Source organism: Ruegeria arenilitoris, assembly GCF_013032445.1.
In the GTDB taxonomy this organism is placed as follows: domain Bacteria; phylum Pseudomonadota; class Alphaproteobacteria; order Rhodobacterales; family Rhodobacteraceae; genus Ruegeria; species Ruegeria arenilitoris_F.
The window spans coordinates 231834-247927 of the sequence record NZ_WQCA01000008.1; the positions used below are offsets into that span (position 1 = coordinate 231834).

The 16094-nt window shown below is 59.8% G+C and carries 16 protein-coding genes; 11 read left to right on the top strand and 5 right to left on the bottom strand.

The genetic code is table 11. The features are described 5' to 3' along the window. Nucleotides 1–20: 20 nt before the first annotated feature. Nucleotides 21–206, top strand: coding sequence for a hypothetical protein (locus GOW98_RS13785; RefSeq protein ID WP_170332952.1), 186 nt, complete (start codon nt 21–23; stop codon nt 204–206). Nucleotides 207–229: 23 nt separating this feature from the next. On the opposite strand, the gene GOW98_RS13790 is transcribed toward GOW98_RS13785, so the two are convergent. Further along, complete coding sequence (locus GOW98_RS13790; protein ID WP_170332954.1) at nt 230–658, bottom strand: FKBP-type peptidyl-prolyl cis-trans isomerase; 429 nt, start codon at nt 656–658, stop codon at nt 230–232. A 127-nt stretch (nt 659–785) separates the two neighbouring features. Between GOW98_RS13790 and GOW98_RS13795 the strand changes: the two genes are divergently transcribed. The 9 genes from GOW98_RS13795 to GOW98_RS13835 all read left to right on the top strand — a co-directional run bounded on the left by GOW98_RS13795 (nt 786) and on the right by GOW98_RS13835 (nt 8938). Beyond that, entirely contained in the window at nt 786–1472 is a 687-nt protein-coding gene (locus GOW98_RS13795) for a haloacid dehalogenase type II (protein WP_170332956.1), read from the top strand. After that, nucleotides 1472–2299, top strand: coding sequence for an alpha/beta fold hydrolase (locus tag GOW98_RS13800; RefSeq protein ID WP_170332958.1), 828 nt, complete (start codon nt 1472–1474; stop codon nt 2297–2299). The genes GOW98_RS13795 and GOW98_RS13800 overlap by 1 nt, the downstream gene beginning before the upstream one ends. Then, a complete protein-coding gene (locus GOW98_RS13805; protein ID WP_170332960.1) occupies nt 2296–3270 on the top strand; it encodes a threonine ammonia-lyase in 975 nt (324 codons plus the stop codon). The genes GOW98_RS13800 and GOW98_RS13805 overlap by 4 nt, the downstream gene beginning before the upstream one ends. Before the next feature lie 58 nt (nt 3271–3328). Next, a complete protein-coding gene (pcaD, locus tag GOW98_RS13810; protein ID WP_170332962.1) occupies nt 3329–4126 on the top strand; it encodes a 3-oxoadipate enol-lactonase in 798 nt (265 codons plus the stop codon). 2 nt (nt 4127–4128) lie between these two features. After that, nucleotides 4129–4851 carry an alpha/beta fold hydrolase gene (locus GOW98_RS13815; protein WP_170332965.1) on the top strand — a complete coding sequence of 241 codons (723 nt, stop codon included), beginning with the start codon at nt 4129–4131 and terminating at the stop codon, nt 4849–4851. Nucleotides 4852–4922: 71 nt separating this feature from the next. Continuing rightward, complete coding sequence (locus GOW98_RS13820; RefSeq protein ID WP_170332966.1) at nt 4923–6122, top strand: TCR/Tet family MFS transporter; 1200 nt, start codon at nt 4923–4925, stop codon at nt 6120–6122. An 82-nt stretch (nt 6123–6204) separates the two neighbouring features. Continuing rightward, nucleotides 6205–7299, top strand: a complete 1095-nt coding sequence (locus GOW98_RS13825; RefSeq protein WP_170332968.1) for a Zn-dependent alcohol dehydrogenase — start codon at nt 6205–6207, stop codon at nt 7297–7299. Nucleotides 7300–7305: 6 nt separating this feature from the next. Then, nucleotides 7306–8538 carry a mandelate racemase/muconate lactonizing enzyme family protein gene (locus tag GOW98_RS13830; RefSeq protein WP_170332970.1) on the top strand — a complete coding sequence of 411 codons (1233 nt, stop codon included), beginning with the start codon at nt 7306–7308 and terminating at the stop codon, nt 8536–8538. A 112-nt stretch (nt 8539–8650) separates the two neighbouring features. Continuing rightward, complete coding sequence (locus GOW98_RS13835; protein WP_170333071.1) at nt 8651–8938, top strand: ArsR/SmtB family transcription factor; 288 nt, start codon at nt 8651–8653, stop codon at nt 8936–8938. On the opposite strand, the gene GOW98_RS13840 is transcribed toward GOW98_RS13835, so the two are convergent. Beyond that, nucleotides 8935–11931, bottom strand: coding sequence for a cyclic nucleotide-binding domain-containing protein (locus GOW98_RS13840; RefSeq protein WP_367646849.1), 2997 nt, complete (start codon nt 11929–11931; stop codon nt 8935–8937). The genes GOW98_RS13835 and GOW98_RS13840 overlap by 4 nt on opposite strands. A gap of 242 nt (nt 11932–12173) precedes the next feature. Here GOW98_RS13840 and GOW98_RS13845 point away from each other — a divergent pair, with 242 nt between their 5' ends. Then, nucleotides 12174–12533 carry a DUF3307 domain-containing protein gene (locus GOW98_RS13845; RefSeq protein WP_437436860.1) on the top strand — a complete coding sequence of 120 codons (360 nt, stop codon included), beginning with the start codon at nt 12174–12176 and terminating at the stop codon, nt 12531–12533. Between the two features lie 34 nt (nt 12534–12567). Here GOW98_RS13845 and GOW98_RS13850 read toward each other — a convergent pair whose 3' ends face one another. Genes GOW98_RS13850 through GOW98_RS13860 form a run of 3 tightly spaced genes read right to left on the bottom strand, consistent with a single transcriptional unit; the run spans nt 12568 to nt 16094 of the window. Further along, the gene (locus GOW98_RS13850) at nt 12568–13872 is read right to left on the bottom strand and encodes an NAD(P)/FAD-dependent oxidoreductase (protein WP_170332974.1); all 1305 of its coding nucleotides are present in this window, start codon (nt 13870–13872) and stop codon (nt 12568–12570) included. Then, a complete protein-coding gene (locus GOW98_RS13855; RefSeq protein ID WP_170332976.1) occupies nt 13869–14543 on the bottom strand; it encodes a TetR/AcrR family transcriptional regulator in 675 nt (224 codons plus the stop codon). Before GOW98_RS13855 ends, GOW98_RS13850 begins: the two co-directional genes overlap by 4 nt. Then, nucleotides 14544–16094 carry a trimethylamine methyltransferase family protein gene (locus GOW98_RS13860; protein WP_170332978.1) on the bottom strand — a complete coding sequence of 517 codons (1551 nt, stop codon included), beginning with the start codon at nt 16092–16094 and terminating at the stop codon, nt 14544–14546.

The following is a 16094-nucleotide window of genomic DNA, read 5'->3' on the forward strand; positions in this document are numbered from 1 at the left end:
TCGCGGGCACGGATAGCGGCATGAGCAAAGCAGAACACATCATCGCAAACACCTCTCGGACCTCCCGTCGCAAGCAAGGTTTTCTGGGACAACGTGGGCGGATCGCCTTGTTGACCCTAACCATGCTGCTAATGCTGTTTGTGTTCTATACGCAAGCAGATGTACGCGCAGACTTCGCATCCTGGACCAGCCTGATTTCAGGCTGATCCAACTCACTGGCCCAACGTGGTCAGTTGACCGAGACGACCTCAATATCGAAAATCAGGTCCTGACCGGCCAGAGGGTGGTTTGCGTCAAGCGTAACAGTTGCCTCGTCGGAATCGACCACCGTCACCGGCACGGCCTGCCCGTCTGGTGTCTGCATCTGCAACTGGGTGCCGGGGTCCAGCGGAACGTCATCCGGGAAGCCTTCACGCGGAATTTGCTGACGCGCGGCGGGGTTGATCGGGCCATAGGCATCCACGCAGGCGATCTCAACCCGCTTTTTCTCACCCACGGTCAGACCCGGCATGGCCGTATCCAGCCCGGGGATGATCTGGCCTGACCCGACCACAAATTCCAACGGATCGCGCCCTTCGGAGCTGTCGAACACATTGCCGTCCAACAGCGTCCCTGTGTAGTGGATGCGAACCGTGTCGCCTTGTTTGATCTCGGTCATAGGTGGCCTCCGGCCGTTAAGGGTTTAAGCGACCAAACCTAGGGAGTGACACGGCATTGTAAACCCTCCCCCCTTTTGCGCCTGCAACTCTTGTGCCAACCTGCGCGCGATTAAGGGAGGGGTACTGATGCCAATAACCACATGCGTATTCGACGCCTATGGCACGCTGTTCGACGTCGCCGCCGCCGCGCGGCAGGCGGCAGCCGAGCCTGGTTTCGAGAAGCTGCAGCAGAAATGGCCCGAACTGGCCAATCACTGGCGGCTGAAGCAGCTGCAATACACTTGGCTGCGCGCAATCACCGACGCCCATGCCGATTTCTGGGATGTGACCCAAGACGGGCTGGACTGGGCACTTGAGGCCACCGGGCTGGACGGCGACCCGGTTATGCGCCAGCGACTGCTGGATCTGTATTGGGAGTTGCAGGCCTACCCCGAGGTTCCCCAGATGCTGGTTGATCTGAAGGCCGGAGGGCTGAACACCGCGATTCTGTCGAACGGGTCGCTGCCAATGCTGGATGGTGCGGTGCAGTCGGCTGGGATTGGTGATGTTTTGGACGATGTTCTGTCGGTTGAAACCGTGGGTGTCTTCAAACCCCATTCCAGCGTCTATGATCTGGTTCAACAGAGATTTGGCTGCGCCCGTGATGAAGTTCTGTTTGTCAGCTCAAACGGCTGGGATGCTGCAGGGGCCAGTGGTTATGGCTTTGAAACCGCGTGGGTGAACAGGGCAAAAGAGCCAATGGACCGCTTGCCATGGGAACCAACGCATGTACTGTCCGACCTGACAAGAATCCCTCAACTGGCTGGACTTTAATGGCATTTTTCACGACTTCCGACGACAGGCGCCTCTACTACTCCGATACCGGGTCCGGAACCCCGGTGCTGTGCCTTGCCGGATTGACCCGTAACAGCCGGGATTTCTCGTTCCTCACGCCGCATATCTCTGACCTGCGGATGATCACGATGGATTACCGGGGCCGCGGGCACTCGGACTACGACCCGGACTTCATGAACTACAACGTTCTGCGTGAATCCCATGACGCAATCGAATTGCTGGATCATTTGGGGCTGGATCGCGTGGCCGTTCTGGGCACATCACGCGGCGGTCTGATTGCGATGGCACTGGCCGCCAGCCACCCCGAACGCCTGTCCGCCGTAGTCCTGACAGATGTGGGGCCGGTCATTGAGACCTCGGGTATGGCCAAGATCATGGATTATGTCGGGCGACCGCCGGCGGCGAAGACATATGACGAGGCAGCAGCTACCCTGCAGCAAGTGATGGAGCCGCAATTCCCCGGCGTCCCGCTTAGCAGGTGGCGCGCGCAGGCCGAGGTTCAGTATGAACAGACCGAGGACGGTTTGGCTCTGCGCTATGATCCCGCCTTGCGCAAGGCCTTGCTGGATCAGGCCGCTGCCGGGGCCATCCCGGATATGTGGATGTTCTTTGAAGCGCTGCGCGACATCCCGACCGGCGTCATACGGGGCGCGAACTCGGACGTTCTCGGCAAAGAAACGCTGAGCGAAATGCACAAACGCCATCCCGGTCTTATCTCAGTTGAGGTTCCGGATCGCGGGCATGTTCCGTTTCTGGATGAACCGCAGTCGCTGGACCTTATTCGCAAGGTATTGGACGCCGCATGAGCACTTTGCAAATGATCGAAGCCGCCGCCGAGCGGTTGAAGGGCCACGTTCGGGAAACGCCCCTTCTGACTTCGCCATTTCTGGATGAACTGGCGGGGCGCCGGGTGCTGGTGAAACCCGAATGCCTGCAACATACCGGCAGCTTCAAGTTTCGTGGCGCGTGGTCGGCGATCTCGGTTTTGGACGAGGCGGATCGGCAGCGTGGGGTAATCGCCTTTTCCTCGGGCAACCATGCACAGGGCGTGGCTTATGCCGCCACGCAACACGGAATTTCGTCGGTAATTGTTATGCCTTCGGATGCGCCGCAGTTGAAGATCAACAACACCCGCGCCCTGGGCGGTGAAGTGGTTCTGTACGACCGTGCCAATGAAAGCCGCGAAGAGATTGGCGAGGCGCTGGCGGCCGAACGTGGCCTGACCCTGATCCGCCCCTACGACGAACCGCAGGTGATTGCTGGCCAAGGCACCACCGGGTTGGAGCTTGCCCGGCAAGCCGCCGAGATGGGCGTCGAGCAGGCCGATGTACTGGTCTGCTGCGGGGGTGGCGGGCTGACCTCGGGGATTGCGCTGGCCCTGGAAGCTCATGCGCCCGGCCTGCGCGCCCGCCCGTGCGAGCCCGAAGGGTTCGACGATGTTAAACGCTCTCTGGCAACGGGCCGGATACAGAACAACAATGCTGCTTCGGGAAATATCTGTGACGCGATCCTGACGCCGCAGCCGGGGCAGATCACCTTTCCGATCCTGAGCCGCCTGTGCGGGCCGGGCCTGTCGGTCACCGAAGAAGAAGCGATGCGGGCCATGGCGCAGGCCTTCCTGCGACTGAAACTAGTGTTGGAACCGGGCGGTGCGGTGTCACTGGCCTCGGCCCTGTTTCGTCGTGACGAGATCGAAGGCGAAGCGGTGATCGTTGTGGCATCGGGGGGCAATGCAGACCCCGAAGTATTTGGAAAAGCACTGGAATTCCTGACCTGACATGAATCAATGATTGGGTCACTGTGATGTCTTAACGTATGGCGACGGGGATTGAGTCATGCAGATCTTGGATCTTGGCGAGGTGCAGTTGCACTATCGGGTCGATGGTGATCCGGATGGTGCGCCAATTGTTTTTGCCAACTCACTGGGCACCGATCTGCGTCTATGGGACGCTGTGTTGCCTCACCTGCCTGCGGGCCTGCGGATCATCCGCTATGACAAACGCGGGCATGGGTTGTCGTCGCAGCCCCCGGCTCCCTATTCCATGGGTGCGCTGGTGCGCGATGCCGAGGCGCTGCTGGAGCATCTGAACGTGCGGGATTGCGTTTTTGTCGGCCTGTCCATCGGCGGGCTGATCGCACAGGGTCTGGCGGTGAAGCGGATGGATCAGGTCCGTGCGCTGGTTCTGTCGAACACGGCCGCCAAGATTGGCATCCCTTCGATCTGGCAGGATCGGATGGACGCAGTGCATCAAGGCGGTATCGAAGCACTGGCCGATGCGACGATGGAGCGGTGGTTTTCGAAGAATTACCGTGCCTCGCCCGATCATCTGTTCTGGCGCAACATGATGGTGCGACAGCCCGTGGACGGGTATCTGGGCTGTTGCGCCGCGATCTCAGGCACGGATTTCTACACCCCCACCAGCGGCCTGCGCCTGCCCACGCTGGGAATTGCAGGCAGCGAGGATGGCTCGACCCCACCCGATTTGGTGCGCGAAACGGTCGACCTGATCCCCGGCTCGAAATTCGAACTGATGCGCCGGGCCGGTCACCTGCCCTGCGTCGAACAACCGGCGGAATACGCGGCTCTGCTACGGGGTTTCCTGACCGAAACCGGACATTTAGAAGGAGCGTGACAATGGCAGATTTCCTGTTGGTACATGGGTCCTGTCACGGAGCCTGGTGTTGGCGCGATCTGATCCCCGCGCTTGAGGCCTTGGGCCATTCGGCACGCGCCATCGATATGCCGAGCCACGGCGCGGACCCGACGCCGATTGCCGATGTCACGCTGGACGGCTGCCGGGATGCGGTTCTGTCGGCCTCAACCCCGCAGACGATTATCGTCGGCCATTCCTGGGGGGGTTATCCGATCAGCGCGGCCGCCGAGGCCAACCCCAAAGCCATGCGGGCGCTGATCTATCTGTGCGCCTATGTTCCACAGGACGGCCTGTCTATGGTCGAGATGCGCAGGAGGGCCCCGCGTCAACTGATCGTCGACGCTGTCGAAAAATCCACCGACGGTTTGTCTTACGCAGTAAGGCCAGAGAAGGTGCGCGACCTTTTCTACCACGATTGCGCACCGGAAATCGTGCCTTATGCCTTCGCGCGTCTTTGTCGGCAGGCCGTTGCCCCGCAGGAAACCCCTCTTCCTTTGTACGGCAATTTCGCACGCGTCCCCAAGGCCTATATTCGCGCCACAGACGACCACACAATTCCGACAGAGTACGAAGAAGAAATGAGCCACATCGCGCCCGAAGAGTTGCGCGCAACGATCAACAGCTCTCATTCTCCGTTCTTCTCGCACCCCCGCCATCTGGCGGAAATTCTGGACGATCTGGAACAAAAATTGCCGGCGGCCTAACCAAGCGTAACGGGTGCTTCACACGTGAACCAAGCGTGCTAGGGTCCGGTTAAAACTTGCGACTGGGTGCCATGCGTCTGCCTTTTCTCTTCGTTCTCGGTACGGTCATGATCGACGCAATGGGCATCGGTCTGGTTTTGCCAATCATGCCCGACCTGATTGTCGAGGTTCAGGGGGGTACCCTAGCCGATGCCGCAATCTGGGGCGGCGTTCTGAGTACTGCCTTTGCGGCGATGCAGTTCGTATTCGGTCCGATTCTGGGCAACCTCTCCGACGCCTACGGGCGGCGCGCGGTTCTGTTGGTGTCGCTGTTCGTGATGTCGCTGGACTACGTGGTGATGGCCGTTGCAGGCAGCATCTGGCTGTTGCTGGCGGGGCGCATCATCGGCGGCATCACCGCCGCCACCCATGCCACGGCCGCCGCGTTCATGGCCGATGTGTCGAAACCGCATGAAAAGGCCGCGAATTTCGGCCTTCTGGGCGCCGCCTTCGGGGTTGGGTTCGTATTGGGCCCGGTAATCGGAGGGCTGCTGAGCGAATACGGCACCCGCGCGCCTTTCTGGGCCGCCGCCGCCCTATCCGCGCTGGCGTTTCTAGCAGGCCTGCTGGTGATGCCGGAAACGGTGACCGACAAAACCCGCCGGGCCTTCAGCCTGCGCCGGGCCAATCCGGTGAATTCGCTGCGGGCCATCGCCTCACTGCCCGGTATTCGCCCGATGCTGTGGGTCTATTTCCTGTATTCGGTGTCGATCTACGTCTACCCCGCGATCTGGGCCTATTTCACGACCGAGCGTTTCGGCTGGTCGCCACAGATGATCGGCCTGTCGCTGGGTGTCTACGGCATCGGTATGGCAGCCGTCCAGGGCGGCCTGATCCGCCCCGCAACGCGGTATCTGGGTGAGCGGGTCACGATCATCTTCGGCATGGGGTTCGAGATCGCCAGCTTCCTGCTGCTGGCCTTCCTGACCAACGGTTTCATTGCCCTGATGCTGATCCCAGTCACCGCGCTGGGCGCGGTCGTCACTCCGGCTCTGCAGGCCCTGACGTCTCGTGCCACGCCGGACTCGCAGCAGGGTGAACTGCAGGGGGTGCTGACCTCCTTACACGCGTTGTCGATGGTGATCTCTCCACTGGTGATGACAAGTGTGTTCGCGCAGTTCGTGAAACCCGATGCAGCACTGTATCTGCCCGGGGCACCGTTTGTACTGGCGATGCTGTTGATGGTCTTCGGGTTTGCACTCTTTTTGCGGTCGCGCCCTATCGCGGCGTAACAACGACCTCTGAATGACGGTTTCCGTCTTGCGACACAAAGTTTCTCGCGCCACCGTGGACCAAAGGGAGTGAGGTACAAGAATGCAAACTATCAAAGCCGCCGTCTGCCGGGCGTTCAACGCGCCTCTGGTCATCGAAGACATCCAGATCGCGCCCCCCGGCACCGAAGAGGTCGAGGTGACGCTGGATGCGGTGGCGATCTGCCATTCCGACATCACTTACGCCACCGGGGCCTGGGGCGGGCACTTGCCTGCCGTCTACGGGCACGAAGCCGCAGGCGTGATCACCGCAACCGGAGACGCGGCAGGAGGGTTTCAGGTGGGCGATGCGGTCGTGGTAACCCTGATTCGCGCCTGCGGGTCCTGCCCATCCTGCGCAGGTGGTCAGCCGACGATCTGCGAGACGCCCTATGACTCGGTCAACGGACCGCTGCGCACGTCGGACGGGGGGCCACTGGATCAGGCAATGGCCTGCGGAGCATTTGCCGAGAAAGTCGTCGTCAGCCACCGACAAATCGTGAAAATCCCCGAAACCATGCCCAAGGATGTCGCCAGCCTGCTGTCTTGTGGGGTGATCACCGGGGTTGGTGCGGCGGTGAATGCAGCCAAGCTCCGCCCCGGTCAGGACGTGGTTGTCATCGGTGCAGGTGGCGTCGGGCTGAATGCCATTCAGGGCGCACGCCTCGCTGGCGCGCGGCGGATTGTGGCAGTCGACATGACCGAAGATAAACTGGAAATCGCCAGGGAATTCGGCGCCACCCACGGCGTTCTGGCCAGCCAAAAGCAACCGTGGAAAGCCGCCTACAAAGCTCTGGGCGGGCGCGGCGCCGATGCGGTCCTGATCACCGTTGGCGCGATCCCGGCATATGATCAGGCCCCGCGTTATTTGGGCCGTGGTGGCAAGGCGATCATGATCGGCATGCCGCATTCAGGCGATATGTCCAGCTATGAACCCGTTGTTCTGGCGGCGCTGGGTCAGGGGCTTGTCGGCTCGAAGATGGGCGATGTGGTTATTCAGCGCGATATTCCGTGGATGATCGACCTCTATGAACAGGGGCGGTTGAAGCTGGATGAACTGATCTCGGGCCGTTGGTCTCTGGACCAGATCAACGAGGCAATTGAGGACACCAAAACCGGATCGGCCAAGCGCAACGTGATCCTGTTCGAGAGGGGGTAACGGCGGATGAAACTGCAGGACCTCGACATCATCGTCACCGCCCCGCCCGCGCCGGGCTGGGGTGGGCGCTATTGGATACTGGTGAAAGTCACCACTGATACCGGGATCACCGGTTGGGGCGAATGTTATGCGTCCTCGGTTGGCCCCGATGCGATGCAGCATGTCATTCGCGACGTCTTCGAAAGGCACATGCTGGGTGAAAATCCGGAAAACATTGAGCTGATGTTCCGCCGCGCCTATTCCAGCGGTTTCACCCAGCGCCCGGACCTGACCGTGATGGGCGCATTCTCGGGGCTTGAGATCGCGTGCTGGGACATTCTGGGCAAGGATCGCGACCGCCCGGTCTATGCCCTGCTGGGCGGGCTGATGAACAAGCTTATCCGGGCCTATACCTACCTCTACCCCCTACCCCAGCATAGCCTGACCGATTTCTGGACCTCGCCCGAACAGGCCGGGGAATGCGCGGCCGAGATGGTGCGGCGCGGGTTCACGGCGGTGAAATTCGATCCCGCCGGCCCTTACACCATTCGCGGCGGGCATATGCCGGCGATGTCCGATATTTCGATGTCGGTCGCCTTCTGCAAAGCGATCCGAGAGACCGTGGGTGACAAGGCCGATCTGCTGTTCGGCACACATGGCCAGTTCAACACGGCGGGCGCGATCCGGCTGGGCCAAGCGCTGGAGCCGTATTCTCCGCTATGGTTCGAAGAGCCCACCCCGCCAGACATGATCGAGGACATGGCCCGCGTTGCCCGAAACGTCCGCATCCCTGTAGCCACCGGCGAACGCATGACCACCAAGGCCGAATTCGGTGCCGTCCTGCGTGCTGGGGCCGCCGAGATCCTACAACCTGCATTGGGTCGCGCCGGTGGCATTTGGGAGATGAAAAAGGTCGCCGCCATGGCCGAGGTGTTCAACGCCCAGATGGCCCCCCACCTTTATGCCGGGCCGGTCGAATGGGCCGCCAACATCCATCTCGCCGCGTCGATCCCGAATCTGCTGCTGCTGGAGACCATCGAAACCCCGTTCCATGACGCCCTGATCAAAGGCACGCTTCGTGTGGACGAGGGCTTTGTACACGCCCCGACCGCGCCCGGTTTGGGGATCGACGTGGACGAAGATCTGGCCCGCGCGCATCCTTACACCGGCGACGGGTTGCACCTGCAAATGCAGGAAGTGCCCTGCGACTATGTCAACGGCAACGCCTTTCAGGGCGGCGCGCCAGCGACCGAGGGGTGACAATCAAACCCGGTTTGGGTCATATTGGCCCTACCCCAAGTTGCGAAACAGGCCACTCGTGACCACCAAGCCAGAAGACACCAAAAGCGCTCAGGCAGATAGTCCTGCCGATATGAAAGAAAGCGCCGCCCAGGCTGCGGCCTTTCTGAAAGTGCTGGCGCATGAGGGGCGGCTGATGATCCTGTGCCATCTGGGTGAAGGCGAGAAATCTGTGAGCGAGCTTGAGGACCTGCTTCAAACCCGTCAGGCAGCTGTCAGCCAAATGTTGGCGCGACTACGTCAAGAACGGTTGGTCTCGACCCGCAGAGAAGGAAAAACCATCTATTACTCGCTGCAGGATGGCAATACCGCGCAGGTCATCGGGCTGCTGTATGATCTGTTCTGCAAGCCGGACAGTTAGTTCGAGACATAGCCCGCGATCACCTGCAACAGCTTGAAGGCGGTCGCAGCGTCGTTTTCAACCACAGCCAGGAATTCCTCCTCACCGATCCGCAGACAGGACAGCTCGGTCTCGGCAACCATGCTGAGCGCGCGGGGTTCCTTGCGGATCAGCCCCAGTTCCCCAACCAGCGCGCCCGGTCCGACCTTGGTGATCAGTTGGTCGGGTCCTTCCTTCTGCGGCAGGTACAGCCCTGCCTTCCCTTCCAACACCACATAGGCGCCGTCGGTGGGCTGGTCGTCCTTCAGGAACACGACCTCGCCCGGCTGGGCATCATACCAGCGCGCACCAAAGGCCAGCAGACGCAACTGTCTGCGGTCGAGACCGGAAAACAGCGGTGTCTGCTCCAACGCGCGCAGCTTGCGCGCCAGGTCGGCCGAGGCGGCGCTGTCCTCTTCCACCGTGGTATCCCCTTTATCTGAAACCACACGACCTTGCCGGATTTCAACAAAACTGTCGAACTTGTCCGGGTTTTCAAAATGGTCATTCAGATAGATCACGGTCGTATCCGGCAACAACTCGCGCAGGTTTTTGTAGACCGCGACCTGAGTTCTCATGTCATAGCTGGCAAGCGCATTTTCCAGGATCAGAATATCAGGCTTCTTGATCGTCGCACGTGTAAAGGCCAACGGTTCGGCAAAGACGGCAGGCAGGTTCTGACCACCGATTGCGACCGGCACGTCGTAAATCAGCTCAACCACCAGCGGACGCGCACCGTTTGCGTCCAGAACATCGACAATCAACTTGCGCGCCTCGTCCGAACGACCGCCGCCAATTTGGCTGACCTTGCCGAACAGAGCATTCTCCATCACCGTCAAACCGGGCGCGAAAGCGTCTTTATGCAGTGGCAAAAAGACATCCTGCAAGCCCTCTAACAGCTTTTCCGAGTGGCTATGACGCAGTTCCAGAATGCGGTTCTTAAGCTCATCCGTGAAGGCGGGCCCGATCTGTTCAGCCGAGATCACAAACGGCACCGCCAGAAGGTTCGCCAGCTTTTCGTCATCCAGCCCCGACACGCCCTCGTTCCGGGTCTTCTCGACAAGCTCAAGTGCGGTCTCGTAAGTTTTGGCTTCCAGACCAAGCTTGCGGAACAACGGATGGTCTGTTCCGTCCAGACCAAAGATCTGGCGCAGCATCTCAATCACGTCGCGGGTCAGACTGACCAGCGTTTTGTCCAGCCCCAACTCACGCAGCTGCCCAAGGAAAACGGTCTGGCGGGCCAACAGCTCCTGCGTAACCGGAACCCGTGGCGTCGCGAACAGCAGATTTTCCGCGACAGGTAACGCCGAATTATACGTGCACCAGTCAAAGACCAACGCCTGTTGATCCAGACCGGCCTTTTGCACTGCCTGTTGCACAACAGGGCGCAGCTCAACCAGTTTCTGCGCAAGTTCCGGATGTTCGGCGGCGACGAATACCTGATCCGATCCACGTTGGAACAAAGCGGCCCCCGACCCCATTCCATCAATCAAATGCAGCCACCAGTCCCGTAACGCCTCGGGGCTATCCAAACCGGCCAGCGATGGATCGAGCCAGTCTGCTTGATATGGATCGGGGCTGTTGCCTGCGCGCTGCGTCTCGGCAAAGTCGGGGTCGTCGGTTTGGGTTGTTAGTGGCCTTTGTCGCATCGGCATCATGACATTGTCGCCCAGCGTGCCCTGAAACATGACCGGACGTGACGAGGCATAGCCGATGCGCGCGGCGACGACGCTTTGGTGCAGGGTCGCCAGATTTTCGTCGCCCACCTCAACCCGACCCGAACTGGGCAGGATTTCCCGCGTCAGCAGCTCGGCCACAGCGCGTCGATCCTCTTCGCTGGGGGCAGCGATGCCGATGGTTTGCCCGCCGGCAAATGTGAGGTTCAGATCATCCAGCACCTGATTGCCGTCCATATCCCGGACCGAAACCCGATCCAGCAAGATATCGCCATTCAGACGCGGGCAGGTTTCGGGCTCGCCCTCGAACAGCTTTTCATCCGGCATCCCCGGCGGCGCAAAGCGTTCGATCACCACATCCCAGCGCAGCGACATGTCCTGCGTCTGGTTGTAATAGGTCAGCAGTTCCTTCCACGGCGAGCTCAGATCCTTGTACGCGGCCAAGGCCGCCACCAGCGCCCCCAGCGAGACCGAGCCCTGCAGAACCAGAAGACCACCAACCAGGTAGAACATGAAAGGCGTCAACTGCGAGATGAAGTTGTTGATGAACTTCATAAAAAACTTTTTCTGGTAGATCTCGAACCGGATACCGAACAAACGCCCCAACTGTTCTGAGATCATCGCACGTCGATAGCGCCAACCGCCATTACCCCGCAGGGTCGAAGCCCCGGCGGCGTTCTCGCCGATCTGAGCGGCCAGAATGCGGACTTCCTGAATGCGTTTCTTGTTCAGTAGGTTGATCTGCCGCTGCAGCTTGGGGATCAGCCACGCCTGCAGCGGGATCAACGCCACGGCGGCAAGGCCGAACCAGACGCTTTGCAGGAACAGGAAAGACAGGATCGTGATCATCTGACCGGCTTGCAGCACCGGCTGGCTGATCGCATCCCCCATCAAACCGCCCATCGGCTCGCTTTCGGCGGTGATCATCGACACCATCTCGCCCTGGCTAACCCGTTCGAAATAGGGTTGCGGAAAGCGCAGGGCGCGGTTGATCAGTTGGTAACGGAACCGGCGCAACATCCGTTCGCTCAGCACGCCTTTCATGGTGTTGATGCGCATCTTCATCAGGCCATGCGCCAGCACCGCCACCAGAAAGGCACAGCAAAGGATGATCAGGAATGTCGTTTGCGGTAGCTCATATCCCAGAAAGTCGACCACAGGACTGGCCGCACCGATCGCATCGTTGATGATGCGCTTGGGTAGTTCCAGCGTTAAATACAACAATGGAAATAGCGTGGACGTCACGGCCAACAGGATCAGTTGATCGCGTTTTGAGTACTTCCAAATAAACCGGAAAATCGAACGTTCTATGGAACCTGCCCCTGTTGTGGATAACTGATCCGATCCTGAAGAAAGTGCCGCAAATCCAACACTCTGAATTTACAGCAATCGTGACCTGTGACGCAAATGGTTTCCAGTTAGAAATTATCCGCCATGTGTGAACAAGTTCATTTGCGCCGCAACGGTTTAGCCCGTAAGCTTCGCTTCAGGACGATATCGGGAGGAACAATTTGACTGCCAGCATAGGCGCAGTGCTATTGATGCTCTGCTTATTGCAGATCAAACATATGTTTGCGGACTATTTTCTTCAGACTCCAAAAATGTTGTCCGGGCGCGGTGAATACTTTCACTGGGGCCGCGCACAGCATGCAGCTGTGCATGTTGTCGGGTCAATAATCGTCTTCCTGCTTTTCGGGGCGCCGTGGTCATTTATTCTGATCATTTCCGCGCTGGAATGGATCGTCCATTTCAATATCGACTTTGCCAAGGCCAATTATTCGGACAAGAAAAAACTGTCTCCGGCACAGGCGGCTTTCTGGCGTGCCACTGGGCTGGATCAGTTGATGCACAACCTGACTTATATCGCGATGGTCTGGGCTTGGGTGAAATTCGCCGCCTGACCGGCACTGCGCCTACGGCGAATTTCTGGACCGGCTAGCCCAATACCGAAAAACTGCTTTCTTCATTGATCGGACGTTTGCGGGAATAGAAGCCGACATCGATCATGCGCTTGATATAGGGCAGTTCGAACTGCAGCGGCTGCGCATCGTGATCCGCCCCGCCTTCGCAATAGTCGATCAGAGCGGCCATCATCTTGCCCGCGATCGGCGCGTTCTTGTATTGGTTTCCACTGGTACCGCAGGCCATGTAGAATCCCGGCAGGCTGGACTTGTCATAGATCGGAATCCAGTCGGTCGAGGCGTCATACAGATCGACCACTCCGCGTGTCTTGGACGGAATACCAAGACTGGGCACACGTTGCGCATAACGCATCGCCTGTGTGGTCCACTGGTCGGTGAAGTCATGATTGTAGTGCACGTCATCCTCGCACCACTGATGCGGATCGCATTCCGGATCTTCCGAGCCGACCAGGATGTGGTTGCCATGCTCGGGGCGGCAATAGCATGCGATGTCGCTGTCCGACACGATGGTGCCGTCGTTTTCGAAATCGAACCCTTCGGGCGCGGGGACGTGTACAACTTCTTGCCGCAGGGGGCGGGTTTCGATGGTCATGTCGTCCAGCACGCCCGCCATCTTGTTGATGATCGCCGAACCCGGTCCGGCCACATTCACCACCACCTTGGCGCGAAGCTCCTCGCCCGAAGCTAGTTTGACGCCGGTCACGCGCCCGCCGTCGGTCAGAATCTCCATCACTTCAGCGCCGGTGCGCACCTCGGCTCCGTGCTGCTTGGCAGCATCCATAAGGTTCTGGGCCGACAAGGCCGGGTCGGTGACATAACCCGCTTGCGGCCAATACACCGCGCCTTGCATCTTGCGCCCGTTCGGTTGGCCGAATTCCGGGTCATCCATGCGGCGCGGCGGAGCGAAACTCTCCAGAGAATAGACCGGCAGGCGCTCGGTAATTTGCTCGGACGACCATTCCTCGAACGGACAATCCAGATCAGCACTGTTCTTAATGTGCTTTTCCAACATCCCATTGGCGTCTGTTTTCATCACCAGACATCCCGTCTCGCGGAACTGCGCCAGATTGGCATCTTCGGGCAGACCCAGATACGCGGCCCAGTCGCGCCAATAGTGATACCCCTCCCACGCAAACGCGGTGCCATCGAAGGTCGAGTAATGCATCCGAATGATCGCACAGGACCCTGCGGTCGACCCATGGCCCACCTGAGAATTTCGATCCAACGACAGTGTTTTCCACCCGGCTTTTGCCATCTCGAACGCGATGGCGGCTCCGATGACACCAGTGCCGATGATGATTGCGTCTGGTTGGCTCATGACAGGTCTCCTTTCCAGCAGCGCAGGGAATATGCGCTGAATTCCTCAACTTCTTCAGGTTTCGGTTCGACGCCGGTGAACGCGTACAGGTAGTGCGGCACCATCGAAATCCGTGTTTCTATCGGCTCGTTCAGTTGCGCCAGATCGTATCCGATCTGCATGTAATACAGCACTCGGGCACGGGTTTCGGCCTCGACCTCAGGATACCCGTAGCGGGCAAACATGGCGTGCAAGGCCTCGAGCCGCCGGGCGTCCGATTGATCCAAAGCGCGGCGTACCTTGCCCGATTTGCGCGCCCAGTCCCGCACGGCAAAGTCCAGTGCCGTATCAAACAGATCCGTGTTCACCACGCAGCGATGCACGTTGCAGACCGCCGCCGTGATGGTCTCCGCCGGGGCCTCAGCTTGTGCAACCAGTCCCGCCGTATTTGTGGCCTGCCAGCGGGCCAGCAAAGCGTCCAGTAATTCTTGCCGCGACTTGAAGTACCAATAGAACGAGGACCGCGACACCGCCATCCGCTCGGCCAGGCTCAGAACCTTGATCTGGTCCACCCCGTCCGAGATCAGCACATCCATCGCCACATTCAGCCAGTCGTCACGCGTGACCTTGATGTTGCCGACCAGAGGTTCAGCCTTGGGGTCGTCCCTGTGCAGGATCGGTTTAGTATTCATTCAACTCTCCGGCGGTGCGCCGCCTTCGGCAGTACGGCGCGTGATGAAATCCTGCAAGGCGCCCAGTCGGTCACTGTCACCGGTGGGTGGTTTGAAGTCGTTGAGAATACCCTTCCATACACCGGTTGCACGGTGATTTGCATCAACCGAGCCGCGCTCGGTCCAAGTGCCGAAATTGGCATAGTCGTGGACGTGGGGTTGATAGAATTCGGTATTGTACCGCTCCATCGTCTGGCTCGTGGCGAAGAAGTGACCGCTGGGTTCAACTTCACGCAGGGCGGTGTCGAAGCCGATCTCGGCGGTTCCGGCCTGCGCCCCGTGGCACAGTTCGGCGACCATGTTCAGTACCTCAGCATCGCAGACCAGCTTTTCGAAGGATACGGTCAGCCCACCTTCGAGCCAACCAGCTGAGTGGATGATCACCGTCGCCCCAGCCATCAGACAGCCCCAAAGACCGAACTGGTTCTCATTGGCTGCCTGTACGTCGTTGATGTTCGATGCCGACCCGGCAGCGGATCGCCACGGCAGCCCCAGATGCCGCGCCAACTGCCCCGCCGCCAGCGACGCCTGAAAATGCGAGGGCGTGCCAAATGCCGGCGCGCCTGACTTCATGTCCACATTGCTGGTGAACGTGCCATAGCACACAGGCGCACCGGGTTTGGTCAGTTGGGTCAGTGTCAGCGCGGCCAACGCCTCGGCGTGGGACAGCGTAATCGCGCCCGCCACGGTGATCGGCGCCATTGCCCCCATCAGGGTAAAGGGCGTGATGATCGACATCTGACCATGACGGGCAAAGTCGATCAGGCCCTGCGCCATCGGGATATCCAATGTCCGTGGACTGTTGGTATTGATGATCGTGTAGCAATGCGCATTGCCGCGAAACTCGTCATCCGACAGGCCCCGCGCGGTGGACAGCATCTCAAAGCAATCCATTACCTGCGGCGTGCCGCGCGAGAAGAAGAACGGGAACTTGTCCGTCAACTCCATCTGCGCCTGAGTGGTGAAGTAGTGGCGCAGATGGGTCGGCACGTCTTGCGGCTCGACCTGAGGTGAGATCATCTGGAACACGTCGAAATGATGCGTGAGCTTCAGGAAGTCCAAATAGTCCTGCCCGGTCGCGGGGCGGCGGCCCCGTTCTAGATCGGTGGCATTTGGCGCCCCTGCACCCGGCTGAAACACAAGACTGCCGAGTTCCAGCGTAAAGTTGCGATGGCGTGCACCGGCCTGGCAGGCGATCGATTTCGGGGCCGAAGCAACAGCGGCCTCGACCATATCGCGCCCGATGAAAACCATTTCGGTGTCTTCGTCCACGCGCGCACCGCCCACAGCAAAAATCCGGCGGGCTTCGGGCAACAGGACCTTAACGCCCAGTTCTTCCAGCATGCGCAGGGACGTTTCGTGCATGTCGGCGATCTGATCGGTCGGGAACACTTCCATCTGAGGGAACGGGTTCCTGAGCTGACGATAGTTCACGTCGCGCTTGGGTGGAGGAGCAGCCTCAACCCCGCGTCCTCGCCGTCGTCGCCCGCGTTCGGATGTTTGCGAGATCAT